The following is a 16,843-nucleotide window of genomic DNA, read 5'->3' as shown; positions in this document are numbered from 1 at the left end:
TCTTTCCGTTACCCGAAGAGGTCCCCCATGACCGCCGCCGCGATCCCCTACACCCCGCCGCTGAAAGAGATCCGCTTCGTCCTCGACCACCTCGCCGGCATGGCCGAGGTGGCGGCTCTGCCCGGCTTCGAGGATGCCAGCCCCGACATGGTGGACAGCATCCTGGGCGAGGCGGCGAAGATTGCCGAGAACGTCCTGGCGCCGCTGAACCGCATCGGTGACGTGCAGGGAGCCCGGCTCGACGCCGACGGCGTCGCCCGCACGGCGGAGGGCTGGGGGACGGCATGGCAGGCTCTGGTCGAAGGCGGCTGGAACGGGCTGCCCTTCGACCCGGCGCGCGGCGGCATGGGTTTGCCCAATCTGCTGAACACCGCGGTGCAGGAGATGTGGCATTCCGCCAACATGGCCTTCGCACTCTGTCCGATGCTGACTCAGGGGGCGGTGAACGCGGTTCAGCTCTATGGCTCTGAGGCGCTGAAGGATCTCTATTTGCCCCGGATGATCTCGGGCGAGTGGACCGGCACCATGAACATCACCGAGCCGCAGGCGGGCAGCGACCTCGCCGCCACGCGGTCGCGCGCGGTGCCGAACGGCGACCATTACCTCGTCACCGGGCAGAAGATCTTCATCACCTACGGCGACCATGACCTGACGGAGAACATCGTCCATCTGGTGCTGGCCCGCCTGCCCGATGCGCCTCCGGGCGTGAAGGGCATCAGCCTGTTTGTCGTGCCGAAGTTCCTGGTCAACGCCGACGGCAGCCTGGGTGGCCGCAATCAGGTGAAGTGCGTGTCGCTGGAGCACAAGCTGGGCATCCACGGCAGCCCGACCGCCGTGCTGTCCTTCGGCGACGAGGGCGGGGCGACCGGCTTCCTGGTCGGCGAACCGAACCGCGGCCTGGAATACATGTTCGCCATGATGAACCATGCCCGGCTGAACGTCGCCATGCAGGGTCTGGCGATTGCCGAGCGCGCTTATCAGCAGGCGCTTGCCTATGCCCGCGACCGCGTGCAGGGCAAGCCGCTGGGCTGGACCGAGGGCCAATCGAAGGGCATCGTCAACCATCCCGACGTCCGCCGCCTGCTGATGGGCATGAAGGCGCGGATCGAGGCGATGCGCGGCATCCTCTACACCGCCGCCGCCGCGGTCGATGTGGCGCACCACCATGCCGACGAAGCCACCCGCGGCCGCGCCGCCCTGCTGGTCGATCTGCTGACTCCCATCGCCAAGGGCTGGTGCACCGAGACCGGCCAGCAGCTGGCGTCGGACGGCGTGCAGGTCCATGGCGGCATGGGCTTCATCGAGGAGACCGGCGCCGCCCAGCACCTGCGCGACGCCCGCATCACCACGATCTACGAAGGCACCACCGCCATCCAGGCCAACGACCTGATCAACCGCAAGCTCCTGCGCGACGGCGGGGCAACGGCCAATGGGTTGCTGGACGAGATCGCGGCGCTGGCTGGCGAGCTGTCAGGCCATACTGACGAAGCGTTGCGCGTCACCGGTGCCGAACTGGTCGGCGCGGTGCATGAGGCCAGGCAGGCGATTGCCTGGGTGCTGGCCGCGGCGAAGCAGGACCCGCGCCTGCCGGCCGCCGCGTCGGTGACTCTGCTGGAGCTGATGGGCGTGGTCGCCGGCGGCTGGCAGCTTGCCCGCGCCGGCAAGGTGGCGGCGGAGAAGCTGGCGGAGGGCGATGCCGACACCGCCTTCCTGTCGGCCAAGCCGCTGACCGCCCGCTTCTACGCCACCCATGTGCTGCCGAAGGCGGCGGCGCTGCGGGCGACCGTCGTCAACGGCTCCGCGAGCGTGATGGCGCTGAGCGAGGAGCAGCTGTTCGGCGCGGTTTGACGGGACCGCGCTTGCCGGTTGGTGCCGGGGCTCTTGGCCCTTTGCCGGGTGTCGCGGGCGGTTGGGGGACCTCCCGCCACTGCCCCGGCGCCAGCCCGTCCAGCGTCCAGTCGCCGATGGCCCAGCGGATCAGCCGCAGGGTGGGGAAACCGACCGCCGCGGTCATGCGGCGGACCTGCCGGTTGCGCCCCTCGCGGATGGTGAGCGCAATCCAGCCGGTGGGGATGGCGGCGCGGTAGCGCACCGGCGGATCGCGCGGCCACAGCGACTCAGGCTCGTCCATCCGCCGCACTTCGGCCGGCAGGGCGGGGCCGTCCTTCAGCATGACGCCGCGGCGCAGCGCCTCCAGCGCCTCCTCGGTCGGCACGCCCTCCACCTGCACCCAGTAGGTCTTCGGCATCTTGTTGGCCGGTGAGGCGATGCGGGCGATCAGGGGACCGTCGTCGCTCAGCGCCAGCAGCCCCTCGCTGTCGCGGTCGAGCCGGCCGGCGGCATAGACGCCCTTCACCGGAACCAGTTCCGCCAGGGTCGGGCGGCCCTGGTCGTCGGTGAATTGCGGCAGCACGCCATAGGGCTTGTTCAGCAGGATCAGGCGCGGCACTGGCTTGCTTCCTTGCGGAGTTCGGGAAAGGCGCTATCGTTCGCACCCCAACACTGACCTAGATAGCAGGGGTTCGGCCGTGACGCTTCTGTTCTGCTCCGCCAGCGACAGCGCCGAGGATTGGCGCCGGGAAATCGCCCGTCATCTTCCCGGCCTGGAGATGCGCGTCTGGCCCGAGACCGGCGACGTCGCCGACATCGAGGTCGCGGTGGTGTGGAAGCCGCCGGCCGGCATGCTGGCGACCCTGCCCAACCTGAAGCTGATCGTGTCGCTGGGCGCCGGGGTGGAGCCGATCCTGCTGGATCCGACCCTGCCGGACGTGCCGCTGGTGCGCATGGTCGCGGACGGGCTGACGGCCGACATGGCCGGCTACGTCGTCTTCCAGGTTCTGTACTGGCACCGGCTGATGGACCGGTATGACGCCCTCCAGGCCGAGACGCGGTGGGAGCAACTGGACCATCGTCCGGCGTCCGAGGTGACCGTCGGCTTCTTAGGCATGGGCGAGCTGGGAGCGGCGTCGGCCCGCACGCTGCGGACGCTGGAATACCGGCTGATGGGCTGGAGCCGCAGCCCCAAGAGCATCGAGGGGGTGGAGAGCTTTTCCGGTCCCGACGGGCTGGCGGCGATGCTGCCGCAATGCGATGTGCTGGTCTGCCTGCTGCCGCTGACCGAGGAAACCCGCGGCATCATGAATGCCGGCCTGTTCGCCGCCCTGCCCAAGGGGGCGGTTGTCATCAACGCGGCGCGCGGCGGGCATCTGGTCGAGTCGGACCTGCTGGATGCGCTGGAGAGCGGGCATCTGCGCGGTGCCAGCCTGGATGTCTTCGCGACGGAGCCGTTGCCGGCGGACCATCCGCTCTGGCGTCACCCGCGGGTCCGCATCACCCCCCATGTCGCCGGGGTCACCCATCCGTCGCTGTGCGCCGGGCAGGTGGCCACCGCGGTGACCGCGCTCCGCGAAGGCCGGCCGGTGCCCAATCTGGTGGACCGCAGCCGGGGCTACTGAGAGTTATTCTCTGCCCTCAATCGGCGGGCGCGGCCGTCCGGCCGCTTGCCTCCGAGAGGCATGTGCCTGCGGGGCCGCAGTCGCGGCCCTTACAGCATCTGAACGGCGATCACCGCCAGCAGGGCCGCGATCACCCACAGGGCGGCGCGGTCCGAGCGGCGGCGGGTTTCCCAGCCGTTCAGCATCTGGCGGACGGTCTGCGGGTGAAGGCGCACGCCGCCTTCCGAGATGTCGCGGGTCACCCGCTCCGCCTCGCTGACCAGGGCGGGGATGCGGCGGACAGTGCTCAGAATGGCGCCGGCATCGTTGATGAACTGCGCCTCCGGACCGCGGTTCTCGCGCATCCACTCCTCGATCAGCGGCCGGGCCAGCTCCCACATGTTGATGTTGGGATTCAGTAGCCGGCCGACGCCCTCCGCCGTCAGCATGCTCTTTTGCAGAAGAAGCAGCTGCGGCTGGGTTTCCATCTCGAACTGTTCGGTGACGGCGAACAGCTGGGCCAGCAGCCGGCCGACCGAGATGTCGGCCAGCGGCTTGTTCTGCAAAGGCTCGCCGATGGCGCGGCAGGCCTGGGTAAAGATCTCGATGGACTGGTGGCGCGGCACGTAGCCGGCCTCGAAATGCACGACGGCGACGCGGCGGTAGTCGCCGGTCAGGAAGCCGATCAGCATGTCGGCGAGGTAGTAGCGCGTCTCGCGGTCCAGCCGGCCCATGATGCCGAAATCGACGGCGGTGATGGTGCCCTGTTCATTGATGAACAGGTTGCCGGGATGCAGGTCGGCGTGGAAGAAGCCGTCGCGGAAGACCTGGTTGAAGAAGCTGGCCGAGGCCATCGCCAGGATCTCATCGCGGTCGAAACCGGCAGCGGAGATGCGGGCCGGCTCGTCGACCTTGAAGCCGCGGATGCGCTCCAGCGTCAGCACCCGGCCGCCGGTGCGCTCCCAATCGACCTTCGGCACGTTGAAGGTGTCGTCGTCCTTGAAGTTCGACGCCAGCTCCGACGCGGCGGCCGCCTCCATCCGCAAATCCATCTCCAGCCGCGAGGTGCGGGCGAAGGTGTCGACGATTTCGGTCAGACGCAGCCGCTTCAGCCTGGGCAGGACCCATTGGGCGAGCGCCGCCAGCCGGTAGAACAGGTCGATGTCGCGCTCGAAGGCCTGCTCGATGCCTGGACGCAGCACCTTGACCGCCACCTCCTGCCCATCGGCGGTGACGGCGAAATGGACCTGCGCGATGGAGGCGGCGGCGACCGGCTTGTCGTCGAAGCTCTGGAACAGCGCCTGGACCGGCTGGCCGAACTCCGCCTCGATGATGGCGCGGGCCTGATGGGCGGGGAAAGGCGGCAGCTTGTCCTGCAGCTCGGCCAGATCGACGGCCATCCGCTCGCCGACCAGATCGGAGCGGGTGGAGAGCAGCTGTCCCAGCTTGATGTAGGTGGGGCCGAGTTCGGCCAGCGCGCGGGCGAGCCGTTCGCCCTCGCGGCCGGGCACCCCCTTGCGGGCGACCCGGCGCCACAGCCAGAGCAGGCCGGGGGCGGTGCCGAGCAGGCTGGTGGGCAGGGCATCATGACGGGCGACCGTCCGGCCGATGACGGCCATCCGGATCAGGTTGCGCAGGATGCGGAACACGGGAGGTTAAATCCGCCAGCCGGAATGAATGGCGGCGATCCCGCCCGACAGGTTGCGCACCCGCACCGCACCGAAGCCTGCGGCCTCGATCCGCCTGGCCAGATCGGCCTGCTGCGGGAAGCGGCGGATGCTCTCGGCCAGATAGCGGTAGCTCGCCTCGTCCTTCGCCACCACGCGGCCCATGAAGGGCAGCACCTGGAAGGAATAGACGTCGTACAGCTCGCGCAGAACGGGCAGCACGACGTGGCTGAACTCCAGGCAGTAGAACTTGCCGCCCGGCTTCAGGACCCGGTGGGCCTCCTTGATCGCCTCGTCGATGCGGGTGACGTTGCGCAGACCGAAGGCGATGGTGTAGGCGTCGACCGAGCGCGGGGCGATGGGCAGCCGTTCCGCGTCGCCGACCGTCCATTGCACGCCGGACAGGATGTTGCGGTCGATGGCGCGGTCGCGGCCGACCCGCACCATCGCCTCGGTGATGTCGCAGACCACCGCGGCCCCGCCGCCCTTCTTGAGGAAGCGGAAGGCGATGTCGCCGGTGCCGCCCGCCACGTCGAGCAGGGTCATGTCCGGCTTGGGCGCCACCATCTCCATCAGCGTGTCCTTCCACAGCCGATGGATGCCGCCCGACATCAGGTCGTTCATCAGGTCGTAGTTGGTCGCCACGCTGTCGAAGACGGCGCGGACCAGCCCGGACTTGGCGGACGGATCGACGGGGGTGAAGCCGAACCAGTTGCCTTCGGCACCGGACGCGGGTTTTTGCGGGTCGGGGATGCGGTCGCTCATGGCCGGGAAGATAGCGCGGGCAGGGGCCATGCGCCAGCGGGGGCGTGCAATGCGGAAGGCGCTGCGGCGAATGGCGTAGGGCGGACAGGGCTGAAGGGCGGGAGGTGGGGGGATGGAACGGCATGGAACAGTTTTGCGTGTCTGTTCCATGGGGCGCGCTTGGGCGGCGTGCCGGCGACACGGTGGGGGATGGAACAGCGTGAAACAGTTTCCGGCTGATGTTTCATCTGACTCTCCATCGCATGGGACAGGTCTCAAATCCTAGCATAGGCAGCGTGTTCGCGGCAGGGGGGCCGGCAAAACAGGCGCTGCCTGAACGTCGCGGGAATGACGGCCGAAGAGGAGTCGTGGGTCCACTGCGTTGCAGAGGGTCTCTCCGCCACATCCCCCTTGCATCGCGCCGTCCCCGCGCGTATAAGCGCAGCCTTCCACGGGCGGCGAGGCTGGGCCGGAAGGCTCAGGGCATGCCCACCCGTCCGTTGGAATTCCGCCTCATTTCCACCCAGGAAACGAAAATGCCCAAGCTGAAGACGAAGAGCGGCGCCAAGAAGCGCTTCAAGGTGACCGCCACGGGTAAGGTCCGCGCTCAGGCCGCCTACAAGCGCCACTGCCTGGAACAGAAGTCCCCGAACATGAAGCGCAACGCGCGCGGCATGATGACCCTGTGCGACTCCAACGCCCGCACGGTGCTGAAGAACTGGCTGCGCAACGCCTGATCTCGGCACATTGTAGAATTCGGAAGGACTGAACCATGGCTCGTGTTAAGCGCGGCGTCACGACGCACGCCCGTCACCGCAAGATCCTGAAGCTCGCCAAGGGCTACCGGGGTCGCAACTCCAAGAATTTCCGCATTGCGGTCGAGAAGGTCGAGAAGGCGCTTCGTTATGCCTATCGCGATCGCCGCAACAAGAAGCGCGATTTCCGCGGCCTGTGGATCCAGCGCATCAACGCCGGCGTCCGTCAGTACGGCCTGACCTACTCGCGCTTCATCAACGGCATCAAGCTGGCCGGCATCGAGATCGACCGCAAGGTCCTGTCCGATCTGGCCGCGCGCGAGCCGGAGGCCTTTAAGACCTTGGTGGACCAGGCCCAGGCCGCGCTCGCCTCCAAGGCCGCCGCGTAACGCGCCTCGCGTTTCCCGAACTCAAGGGAACGCTTGCCGTCACGGCGTCAGTTGTAAGAGAAGGGAGCCGGGCCGCTGGGCCGGCTCCCTTTTTCTTTTTGCACCGTTTTCTTCCCCACGCTTGCCGGGAACCGCCATGCTCGACGCGCTGAAAGACGAACTTCTGTCGCAGGTCAACGCCGCCGCCGACCTCTCGGCGCTGGACGAGGTGCGGGTCTCCGCGCTCGGCAAGAAGGGGCGCATCACCGGCTTCATGAAGGAGCTGGGGAACCTCACGCCGGACGAGCGCAAGGAGCGCGGTCAGGCGCTGAACGCGCTGAAGGACGAGATCGCCGCCGCCATCGACGCGCGCAAGGCCGACCTCGCCGCCGCCCACCTGAAGGCGCGGCTGGAAGCCGAGCGCGTGGATGTCACCCTGCCGGTCCGCCCCGAGACCGAGGGGCGTATCCACCCGATCAGCCAGACGATGGACGAGATGATCGCCATTTTCGCCGAGATGGGCTTCTCGGTCGCCGAAGGGCCGGACATCGAGGACGATTTCCACAACTTCACCGCCCTGAACTTCCCGCCCGGCCACCCGGCGCGCGACATGCACGACACCTTCTATCTGCCGGATTCGGATGAGAAGAAGATGCTGCTGCGCACCCACACCAGCCCGGTGCAGGTCCGCACCATGCTGAACAACAAGCCGCCGATCCGCATCATCGCGCCGGGGCGCACCTACCGTTCCGACTACGACATGACCCACACCCCCATGTTCCACCAGATCGAGGGGCTGGTCATCGACGAGGCGACCAACATGGGGCACCTGAAGGGCTGCCTCGTGGAGTTCTGCCGCGCCTTCTTCGACGTGGACGACCTGCCGTTGCGCTTCCGCCCCAGCTTCTTCCCCTTCACCGAACCGTCGGCGGAAGTCGATATCGGCTGCTCCCGCAAGGGCGGCGAGCTGAAGCTGGGCAATTACGGCGACTGGCTGGAAATCCTCGGCTGCGGCATGGTCCACCCGAACGTGCTGGAAGCCTGCGGCATCGACAGCACCCGCTATCAGGGCTTTGCCTTCGGCATGGGGGTGGAGCGCGTCGCCATGCTGAAATACGGCATTCCCGACCTGCGCACCTTCTTCGAAGCCGACCTGCGCTGGCTGAAGCATTACGGCTTCGCCGCCCTCGACATTCCCAACATCGCCCACGGCCTGACGCGCTAAGGAGCCGGACCCATGAAGTTCACGCTGTCCTGGCTGAAGGACCATCTGGAGACCGACGCCTCGCTCGACCAGATCACGGAAAAGCTGACCGCCCTCGGGCTCGAGGTCGAAGGCATCCAAGACCGGTCGAAGGAACTGGCGCCCTTCCGCGTCGCCCATGTCGTCTCGGCCGAAAAGCATCCGGACGCCGACAAGCTGCGCGTGCTGATGGTCGATACCGGCGCCGGCACCTTGCAGGTCGTCTGCGGCGCCCCGAATGCACGCGCCGGCATGAAGGGCGTCTTCGCGCCGGAGGGGACCTATGTCCCCGGTTCCGACATCACGCTGAAGAAGGGCGTCATCCGCGGCGTCGAGTCGAACGGCATGATGTGCTCCAAGCGCGAGCTGAAGCTGTCGGACGAGCATGAGGGCATCATCGAGCTGCCGGACGACGCGCCCGTCGGCGCCGGCTTCGCCGATTATGCCGGGCTGAACGATCCGGTCATCGACATCAACCTGACGCCCGACCGCGCCGACTGCGCCGGGATCCGCGGCATCGCCCGCGACCTTGCCGCCGCCGGCATGGGCACGCTGAAGCCGCTGACCGAGGGGCGGCTGAACGCCACGCCGGTCGCGGGGGCCTTCGCCAGCCCGGTCGGGGTGAGCATCGATGTGCCCGAGGCCTGCCCGCTGTTCGTCGGCCGCTACATCCGCGGCGTGAAGAACGGCCCGTCGCCGAAGTGGCTGCAGGACAAGCTGGTGTCCATCGGCCTGCGTCCAATCTCGGCGCTGGTCGACATCACCAACTACCTGACCTTCGACGCCGCCCGTCCGCTGCACGTTTTCGATGCCGACACGGTGAAGGGCAACATCACCGTCCGCATGGGCCGCGAGGGCGAGACGCTGGCGGCGCTGAACGGCAAGGAATACGCGCTGGACGGCACCATGACCGTGGTGGCCGACGACGAGCGGGCGGAGGCTCTGGCCGGCATCGTCGGTGGCGAGCCGACCGGCTGCACCGAACAGACCGTCAACGTCTTCGTCGAGGCCGCGCTGTTCGACCCGGTGCGTACGGCGCAGACCGGCCGCCGGCTGGGCATCGACTCGGATGCGCGCTACCGCTTCGAGCGCGGCGTCGATCCGGCCGCCGTCTTCGCCGGCATGGAACGCGCCACCCGTCTGATCCTGGAGCTGTGCGGCGGCGAGCCGTCGGAACTGGTGGTCGCCGGGGCCGAGCCGGCCTGGAAGCGCAGCCTGACCCTGCGTCCGGGCCGCGTCGCCGCGCTGGGTGGCGTCGATCTGCCGCGCGAGCGTCAGGTTCAGATCCTGACCGATCTGGGCTTCACCATCGAGAGTGAGGATGCCGAGGGCCGCCTGGTCGTCGGCGTTCCGTCCTGGCGCGCCGATGTCCATGGCGAGGCCGATCTGGTCGAGGAGGTGCTGCGCGTCCATGGCTTCGACGCCATCCCGGCGACGCCGCTGCCGCGCGAGACGGTGCTGACCCGCCCGGCCCTGACGTTGAAGCAACGCCGCGTCGCGCTGGCCAAGCGCACGCTGGCCGCCCGCGGCCTGTCGGAGGCGGTGACCTGGTCCTTCCTGTCCGGCCCGGTCGCCGGGCTGTTCGGCGGTGGCGAGCCCGGCCTGCGGCTGGTCAACCCGATCAGCAGTGATCTCGACGTCATGCGTCCGTCGGTCCTGCCCAACCTGATCCAGGCCGCCGGCCGCAATGCCGACCGCGGTTTCGCCGACGTGCGCCTGTTCGAGGTCGGGGCGGCCTTCCGCACCCCGGCGCCGGACGGACAGGATACGGTCGCCGCCGGCATCCGCGCCGGTGCGGCTGTGCCGCGCCATTGGTCGGAGAAGGCCCGCAGCGTCGACGTGTTCGATGCCAAGGCCGATGCGCTGGCTGTGCTTGAGGCGGTCGGCGCCCCAGCCGGCAACCTGCAGGTCACCACCGATGCACCGGGCTGGTACCATCCCGGCCGTTCCGGCGTGCTGCGGCTCGGCCCCACCGTGATGGCCCGCTTCGGCGAGATCCATCCGTCGGTGCTGGACGCGCTGGGCGTCAAGGGGCCGGTCGTCGGCTTCGAGGTGATGCTGGACGCCGTGCCGCTGCCCAAGAAGAAGGGCGGCACCGCCAAGCCGATGCTCCAGCTCTCATCCTTCCAACCGGTGGAGCGCGATTTCGCCTTCGTCGTCGACCGCAGGGTGGAGGCCGACAAGATCCTCCGTGCCGTCAAGGGCGCCGACAAGGCGCTGGTCAAGGATGTCGCAGTCTTCGACATCTATGAAGGGCCGGGAGTGGGTGAAGGTCGCAAATCGGTCGCCGTGTCGGTCACCTACCAACCGACCGCCGCAACCCTGACCGACGAGGCAATCGAAGCCGTCGGCCAGAAAATCGTCGCCGCCGTGATAAAAGCGACCGGAGGAAATCTCCGCGCTTGAGAAAAGCCCTCCGGGGTTGAAATTACCGTTATGTAAGAGACAGGGCCTCCGCTTCGGCGGGGGCTCTTTTCGTTTGTCCTACCTGAAGGATTCACGAAAGGCTCCTTCACGATGGCCCACCGCGCGATCATATGATGAATTGCTGATTGATGAATCTCGAGTGCATTCGCTAAGGGAAATCCCTGAGGCTGTTTGTTGCAATTCAATGTTTGACGCCAGGACGTTGGTCTATGGGAAGATTGGGGATCAGGATTGTTTGCCCCCGGTGGACCTACGATGTGTTCGATGTCACGATTACGGCACAGGCGATGCGTGCATTGCCTTGGCAAGTCGAATGCCCATCACACTGCAAGCGACGAAGCGGGGGAAGTCTATGGTTGATCCAGAGGACGGTCAGGCAACCAAACCGGAGTCCGGCAGGCCACTCATCCTGGTGGTGGACGACGACCGCTCAATCGTCGAGGGGCTGGCGATCCTGTTGGACGGCTGGGGGTACGAGGTGGTCAAGGCGCTCAGCGCCGCCGCGCTGGAGGCACAGCTCGGTGGGTTGGGCCGGGTGCCGAACCTGATCATCGCCGACCATTACCTGCCGGCCGGCCGCACCGGACGCGAGGTGGTGGAGCGTGTCCGCACCGAAACCGGGCAGCAGGTCCCGGCCATCATACTGACCGGCGACAGCACGCCCGAACGCCGCGACGAGGCCCAACTCATGGGCTGCGAACTGCTGCTGAAGCCGGTTCAGGTCGGGCCGCTGCGCGAGGCGGTCGAAGCACTGTGCAGCCGGTAGGGCGGCGGCCGGTGGTGTTGCGGCCTGTAGGGCCGATTTATTCTGAGTGAAGGTAAGGTTGCTGCAACCGGCCTGTCAGGCGGCCGGTCCTGCTGCGGAACCGTGCAGGTCGATCTCCGGCAGCACGGCGAGGAAGGCATCGACCACCGCCGGGTCGAACCGCAGGCCGGCCAGCCGGCGGATTTCATCCACGGCGCGATCACGGCCCAGCGCCGGACGATAGGGCCGGTCACGCGTCATGGCGTCATAGGCGTCGGCAACGGCGACGATGCGGGCGCACAGCGGGATCGCCGCCCCGGTGCGGCCGTCGGGATAGCCGGTCCCATCCCAATTCTCGTGGTGCCAGCGTGCCACCGCCGCCCCCAGATGAAGATGGGTCGGGCCGTCGGCCAGATGGCTCGCCTGATTCAGCAGGCTGGCGCCGGCCACCGTATGGGCCTGCATGGCGCTGCGCTCCGCCGCATCGAGCGGGCCGGGCTTCGACAGGATCGCCGGGTTCACCGCGGCATTGCCGATGTCGTGCAGAATGGCCGCGAGGCCGATGATCTCCAGCGTCGATTCGTCCAGCGTGTCGGCGAAGAGACCGTCGGCATGCAGGCGGCGGGCGATCCGTTCGGTGATTGCGGCGATGCGCAGCAACCGGCAGAATCGGTTGCCCTCCGCCCCGTCCACTATCCCGTCCTCTGCCGCATCCGCGCCCATTTCAGTGCAGGCGGCCCCATCCTTGGCAGGCCCGTCGGGGGTCAGCGCGCCGCGGCCGCGCTCGGCCAGATCGGCCAGCGCCGCCAGCGTGCCCTGCTGGGCGCGGTAGAGCTGCTCGTAATGGTGCAGATTGTCGAACCCGACGGAAATCTTGCCGCAGAACACCTCGATCAGCTTGCGGTCCAGCTCCGACAGCGGCCGGTTGGAGCGCAGGTAGACCACCGTTTCCCGGTCGTTCGGCGTGCGGATGTAGAGCGTGCAATGGTCGCCGGCAAAGATGTGGGCCCGCCTTTCCAGGCAGGCGGTCACCGCGGCCAGCACCGCCGGGTCGACATGGCCGGCGGCCGGTTCGTTGATGAGATCCTCGAACCGGCCCGATCCGGCCAGCACATAAAGGCCGTTGCCGGTTGCCGCCCCGACCGCCGGGTTGCTGCTACCCTGGCTTCCGGCGCCGCCGCGCTGCACGCACAGGATGGCGTCCGGCCCCACCCCCAGCAGGCCCGACAGCTGGGTCAGCACGCCGGCCGCGAACAGCTTCATCGAGCGGGCGCGGAACAGCGACGATGACGCCTCGATGATCTTCTCCAGGCCACGGCGGTTGGCGTCGATCGCCACGATGTCCTCGTAGGAGCGGAGCGCCGCGACCGTAGTGGTGAACAGCTGCTGGGCGGTCAGCTGGGTCTTCGCCTTGTAGTCGTTGATGTCGTAATCGAGGATCACCGCCCGTTCCGGCGCCTGTCCCGGCTGGCCGGTGCGCAGGATGATGCGCACGTTGCGGTTCTGCAGCTCTTCGCGGATGTGGTGGACCAGCCGCAGGCCGGCATCCTCCGTCTCCATCACCACGTCGAGCAGGATCAGCGCGATGTCGCTCTCCCGTGCCAGGATCCGCCGGGCCTCCGCCGCCGAATGGGCGGACAGGAAGCGGGCCTTGCGGCCCTTGAAGGCGAAGTCGGACAGGACGAGCTTGGTGATCGCATGGACCTCCGGCTCGTCATCGACGATCAGCATGGTCCAGCGGCTGCCGGGCGCCTCCCCGATGGCGGTATCTTCGGGGGCGTCTTCCGGGGCGGCATCGTCGAGGAAGACCAGATCCTCATCGGCCGACTCGGGAGCCGACTCGGGGGCCGGCTCGGATGCCGGATCGGTGCGGGGGTCGTCCTCAGGTCCGGTCGGGTCGGCGTCGGTCATGGCTCTTCAATCGCGAAAGGGTCATGAGGACGGGCTTGGCCGGCCCGCATGGCGGTCACTCATCAAAACGTATCCAGCTCGATCACCGTACAATCGAGCGCGCGTTGCGCCAACGTGCCGCAGGCGGTGTCGACCTGCAAGCGCGTGAAAGGGGCGACGCCGACCTCGTACAGCAGCCGGCCCTTGCGGAACACCGGCCAGACCATCGCAGGCAGGTCGCGATAGGCGCTGCCCGGCCCGGCGGTGAACTCCTTCCAAGCGCGCAAGCCTTCGGCATAGCTGACATATTCGCCGAGCTTGATGCCGTAGAGCATGCCCGGCTCGACCGGCGGCATCCCCGGCAGCGGATAGGGGGCGGCCACCCCGACCAGCCCCTGGACCGGGGCCAGGGCGCGGGTGCCGGCGGGCAGGGCCAGCGTCGCCTCGCCATCGGCGGCACCGATCAGCGCCACCACGTCGCCCTTGCGCAGGGTGAAGCTGCGACGCTTGCGGTTGGCCAGGATCTCGGTCGCGGAAATCGGGCCGGCGGCGACGACATAGCCCTCCGCCGGGGTCTGGGCCGCCTTGTCCCAGGCCGCCCGCGGGACCACCGCGGCGCTGCGGTGGGGTGGGGTGGCGTCCGCCGGCTGGTTGGCGGCGGGCTTGGACGGCCGTGGCCCTTCGCCGCCGATTGCCGGCCGGCCGGTGACCATCAGCGCCGGGTCCAGCGAGTCGGCAGGGACATAGCCGATGGGCTGGCCGCCGATGGCGATCTCCGTCCAATAGGTGCCGCGCGGCGTGCCGAGAGCGTTGAGCGCCTTGCCCTGCTTCAGCGTCATGACGATGCGGGCATCCTCGCTGGGCCCGATCCGCACCTCGATGTCGCGGTTCAGCACCACCTCGCCGGTCAGCGGGGCGCCGATGGCGACGGGGCTCTGCGCCCAGGCCGGCGGGGTTGCTGCAACACTGCCGGCACAGGCGAGGACAAGGGCGAGCGCCGGGAGGAGGCAACGGGTCGGCATGGCGATCATTGGGTGGCTTCCTTGGCGGAGACCTGTGAGGCGGCGGGTGGTGAGGCAAGCGGCGGCTTCCGGCGGCCCAGCAACTGGCTGCCGACGAGGTCGTGGATCGCGTCGGCCAGCAGCTGCACCGGCTTGGGCGCCGTGCCGCGGGCGCGGTGCAGGGCGATGTCGACGTCCGGCAGGTCGGGAAAGCCCTCCGCCGCACCGATGCGGCGCAGGCTGGGCGGGACGGTGCAGGCCTCCATCGCGGTCACTCCCAGCCCGCCCATCACCGCGCCATGGACGGCGACGACGCTCTTGCTGGTGAAGGCGACGCGCCAGTCGCGCCCGATCCCGTCCAGGGCGGCGACGGCGATGTCGCGCACGACGCAACCCTTGGGAAACAGCGCCAGCGGCAGCGGGTCCAGACTTTCCACCGGGCGGTAGCCCGGTAGCGGCGACGCGGGGTCGAGCGGCGGGGCGACCCAGGACACCGGTTCCTGCCGCACCAGCTCGCCGCCGGCCTCGCCGGCCTTGCGGGTGATCAGCGCCAAGTCGTAGCGGCCCTTCTCGATCTCCGCCACCAGATCGGGGCTGTTGTCGCAGACGACCTCGACCATCACGTCGGGATAGGCGGCGTTGAAGCGGGCCAGGATCTCCGGCAGCAGCATGGTGGCGTAATCGTCGGGCGTGCCGATGCGCACGCTCGCCACCGTCGGGCTGCGGTGCATCAGCGCCAGCACCTCGTCGTTCAGGGTCAGCATGCGCCGGGCGTAGGCCAGCAGCACCTCGCCGTCGCGGGTCATGCGCACGCCGTGGGTGTCGCGTTCGAACACGCGCTTGCCCACCGTGTCCTCCAGCCGGCGCACCTGCTGGCTGACCGCCGCCTGGGTGCGGCCCAGCCTTTCGCCGGCGCGGGTGAAGCTGGCGCTGTCGGCCACGGCGACGAAGGCGCGCAGCAGGTCGGTGTCGAGATTGGCGGGCATGTCTGGAACCGGAAGTTGCCGCTTATTCAAGCAGAGCGCCGGGCCGTCCGCAACGGCGCGGTCATTACGAATCGTGATGACACCATAATGCCTATTCGTTTCCAAGGGATTGGCGCACCCCCCATTGTCGGCCTCCGACCCCTTTGGAGTTTCCGATCATGTCGCTGTTCGCCGCCTGGACCGGCACGGTTCTCGGTGCCGCCCGCCTGGAGCCGCCCGCCATCCCGACCCCGGCGGTGCCGGAGCCGCGGCGCTTCCGCCTCGCCTACAATCCGCTGCCGTCGGCCATGCCCGCGTTGGGTTATCGCCTGACCGCGGAGCATGCGCCGTCGTCTGTGAGGTCGTCGCTGGCAACTCCGGGCCGCCAGCGTCTTGAGAAGTAGGCGGGCCGCAGCCTATCCTGCCGCCGATAACTATGCGGGCAGGAGTGGGCGATGGGGCGGGTCTATGTGCTGTACACCGGGGGCACCATCGGGTGCGTGACCAATCCCAACGGGGCGCTGGCGCCGGTGCCGGGCATGGAGTTCGAAAAGCTGGCCCTGTCGGTGCCCGGCCTGTCGGACCACCGGGTGAAGGACTATCCGGACCTGGGCTGGACCATGGACTGGTTCGACCGCACGCTCGACAGTTCCAACATGACGCCGGCGGACTGGGTCGCCATCGCCCGGCGGCTGCTGTCGGTCTACGACCAGTATGACGGCTTCGTCGTGCTGCACGGCACCGACAGCATGGCCTACAGCGCGTCGGCCCTGTCCTTCCTGCTGCCCGGCCTGTCGAAGCCGGTGGTGTTCAGCGGATCGCAGGTGCCGCTGTCCTTCACGCTGAGCGATGCGCCGGCCAATCTGGTCGGCGCCATCGTGGCGGCCGGAACCCTGCCGGTGCCGGAGGTCTGCGTCTATTTCGACACCAAGCTGCTGCGCGGCAACCGGTCGTCGAAGGTCGACGCCAACCGCTTCGCCGGCTTCGATTCCCCCAACTTCCCGCCGCTCGCCACCGTCGGCAGCGTGGTCGCCCGCAACGAGCCGCATTGGCTGCCGATGCCGGACACCGGCGTCTCGCTCGCCGAGCCGGACAACCGGGCAAAGCGGATGGCGGCGCTGGACGCCCTGCCGGCGGCGCTGGCGGGCTTCTCCGTCGTCATGCTGTGGCTCTATCCCGGCATCCGCGCCAGCACGGTGTCGGCGATGCTGACCGGCACCAGCCCGGCGGCGAAGGGGGCGATCGTGCTGGCCTATGGCGAGGGCAACGGCTCGACCGATCCGGACTTCCTCGACACGCTGTCGGCGGCGGTGAAGGCCGGGGTCGTGCTGATGGACAACACCCAGGTGCAGCGCGGCGCGGTGCTGCCCGGCGCCTATGCGACGGGCCTCGGCGCCGTGGGTGCGGTCGGCGCCTATGACATGACGCCGGAAGCCAGCTACGCCAAGCTGGTCTGCCTGTTCGCCGCCGGGCTGGACGCTGCGGCGGTCAAGGCGGCGATGCCGGTGCCGCAGGCCGGCGAACTGACGGTGATCGAGGTCTGAGATCCGCCCGGCCGGAGGCGGGGCCGCGTGGGCCGTCCGCCTCCGGCACTGGCTTACTGG

At 68.6% G+C, this 16,843-nt stretch carries 15 protein-coding genes; 9 read left to right on the top strand and 6 right to left on the bottom strand.

Annotated features, from left to right (window positions below; genetic code table 11):
- The first annotated feature begins 27 nt into the window (after positions 1-27).
- On the top strand, positions 28-1,848 hold the full coding sequence (locus ABNQ40_RS28860; RefSeq protein ID WP_109049675.1) for an acyl-CoA dehydrogenase C-terminal domain-containing protein: 1,821 nt from the start codon (positions 28-30) through the stop codon (positions 1,846-1,848).
- On the opposite strand, the gene ABNQ40_RS28855 is transcribed toward ABNQ40_RS28860, so the two are convergent.
- Complete coding sequence (locus tag ABNQ40_RS28855) at positions 1,790-2,449, bottom strand: pseudouridine synthase (protein WP_109049676.1); 660 nt, start codon at positions 2,447-2,449, stop codon at positions 1,790-1,792. The two genes, ABNQ40_RS28860 and ABNQ40_RS28855, sit on opposite strands and share 59 nt — an antisense overlap.
- Before the next feature lie 79 nt (positions 2,450-2,528).
- Between ABNQ40_RS28855 and ABNQ40_RS28850 the strand changes: the two genes are divergently transcribed.
- On the top strand, positions 2,529-3,455 hold the full coding sequence (locus ABNQ40_RS28850) for a glyoxylate/hydroxypyruvate reductase A (RefSeq protein ID WP_109049677.1): 927 nt from the start codon (positions 2,529-2,531) through the stop codon (positions 3,453-3,455).
- Between the two features lie 89 nt (positions 3,456-3,544).
- On the opposite strand, the gene ubiB is transcribed toward ABNQ40_RS28850, so the two are convergent.
- Both ubiB and ABNQ40_RS28840 read right to left on the bottom strand, forming a co-directional pair.
- On the bottom strand, positions 3,545-5,083 hold the full coding sequence (ubiB, locus tag ABNQ40_RS28845) for a 2-polyprenylphenol 6-hydroxylase (RefSeq protein WP_109049678.1): 1,539 nt from the start codon (positions 5,081-5,083) through the stop codon (positions 3,545-3,547).
- Positions 5,084-5,089: 6 nt separating this feature from the next.
- Positions 5,090-5,866 (bottom strand): class I SAM-dependent methyltransferase, encoded by a 777-nt coding sequence (locus ABNQ40_RS28840; RefSeq protein ID WP_109049679.1) that lies wholly within the window; start codon positions 5,864-5,866, stop codon positions 5,090-5,092.
- Between the two features lie 515 nt (positions 5,867-6,381).
- Here ABNQ40_RS28840 and rpmI point away from each other — a divergent pair.
- From rpmI to ABNQ40_RS28815, 5 genes are all read left to right on the top strand, one after another.
- Positions 6,382-6,582: a 50S ribosomal protein L35 gene (gene rpmI / locus ABNQ40_RS28835; protein WP_012975158.1), complete on the top strand. Its 201-nt coding sequence runs from the start codon at positions 6,382-6,384 to the stop codon at positions 6,580-6,582.
- Between the two features lie 35 nt (positions 6,583-6,617).
- Positions 6,618-6,989: a 50S ribosomal protein L20 gene (gene rplT, locus ABNQ40_RS28830; protein WP_098740681.1), complete on the top strand. Its 372-nt coding sequence runs from the start codon at positions 6,618-6,620 to the stop codon at positions 6,987-6,989.
- A 136-nt stretch (positions 6,990-7,125) separates the two neighbouring features.
- A complete protein-coding gene (gene pheS, locus ABNQ40_RS28825) occupies positions 7,126-8,193 on the top strand; it encodes a phenylalanine--tRNA ligase subunit alpha (protein WP_109049680.1) in 1,068 nt (355 codons plus the stop codon).
- 12 nt (positions 8,194-8,205) lie between these two features.
- Positions 8,206-10,617 (top strand): phenylalanine--tRNA ligase subunit beta, encoded by a 2,412-nt coding sequence (pheT, locus tag ABNQ40_RS28820; protein WP_109049681.1) that lies wholly within the window; start codon positions 8,206-8,208, stop codon positions 10,615-10,617.
- 373 nt (positions 10,618-10,990) lie between these two features.
- Positions 10,991-11,404, top strand: coding sequence for a response regulator (locus tag ABNQ40_RS28815; RefSeq protein WP_109049682.1), 414 nt, complete (start codon positions 10,991-10,993; stop codon positions 11,402-11,404).
- A gap of 75 nt (positions 11,405-11,479) precedes the next feature.
- On the opposite strand, the gene ABNQ40_RS28810 is transcribed toward ABNQ40_RS28815, so the two are convergent.
- The 3 genes from ABNQ40_RS28810 to ABNQ40_RS28800 all read right to left on the bottom strand — a co-directional run bounded on the left by ABNQ40_RS28810 (position 11,480) and on the right by ABNQ40_RS28800 (position 15,260).
- Positions 11,480-13,294, bottom strand: a complete 1,815-nt coding sequence (locus tag ABNQ40_RS28810; protein ID WP_109049683.1) for a DUF3369 domain-containing protein — start codon at positions 13,292-13,294, stop codon at positions 11,480-11,482.
- A 62-nt stretch (positions 13,295-13,356) separates the two neighbouring features.
- Complete coding sequence (locus ABNQ40_RS28805; RefSeq protein ID WP_109049684.1) at positions 13,357-14,304, bottom strand: SH3 domain-containing protein; 948 nt, start codon at positions 14,302-14,304, stop codon at positions 13,357-13,359.
- Complete coding sequence (locus ABNQ40_RS28800) at positions 14,301-15,260, bottom strand: LysR substrate-binding domain-containing protein (protein WP_247879761.1); 960 nt, start codon at positions 15,258-15,260, stop codon at positions 14,301-14,303. The genes ABNQ40_RS28805 and ABNQ40_RS28800 overlap by 4 nt, the downstream gene beginning before the upstream one ends.
- Positions 15,261-15,418: 158 nt before the next feature.
- On the opposite strand from ABNQ40_RS28800, the gene ABNQ40_RS28795 reads away from it, so the two are divergent.
- On the top strand, positions 15,419-15,643 hold the full coding sequence (locus ABNQ40_RS28795; protein ID WP_146255482.1) for a hypothetical protein: 225 nt from the start codon (positions 15,419-15,421) through the stop codon (positions 15,641-15,643).
- A 51-nt stretch (positions 15,644-15,694) separates the two neighbouring features.
- On the top strand, positions 15,695-16,783 hold the full coding sequence (locus ABNQ40_RS28790) for an asparaginase (protein WP_109049686.1): 1,089 nt from the start codon (positions 15,695-15,697) through the stop codon (positions 16,781-16,783).
- Positions 16,784-16,843 lie beyond the last annotated feature (60 nt).

It is taken from the genome of Azospirillum sp. A23 (genome assembly GCF_042938965.1).
In the GTDB taxonomy this organism is placed as follows: Bacteria; Pseudomonadota; Alphaproteobacteria; order Azospirillales; family Azospirillaceae; genus Azospirillum; species Azospirillum melinis.
The sequence above is the reverse complement of the archived record's forward strand: the minus strand, read 5'-3'. Positions and strand labels throughout refer to the sequence as shown.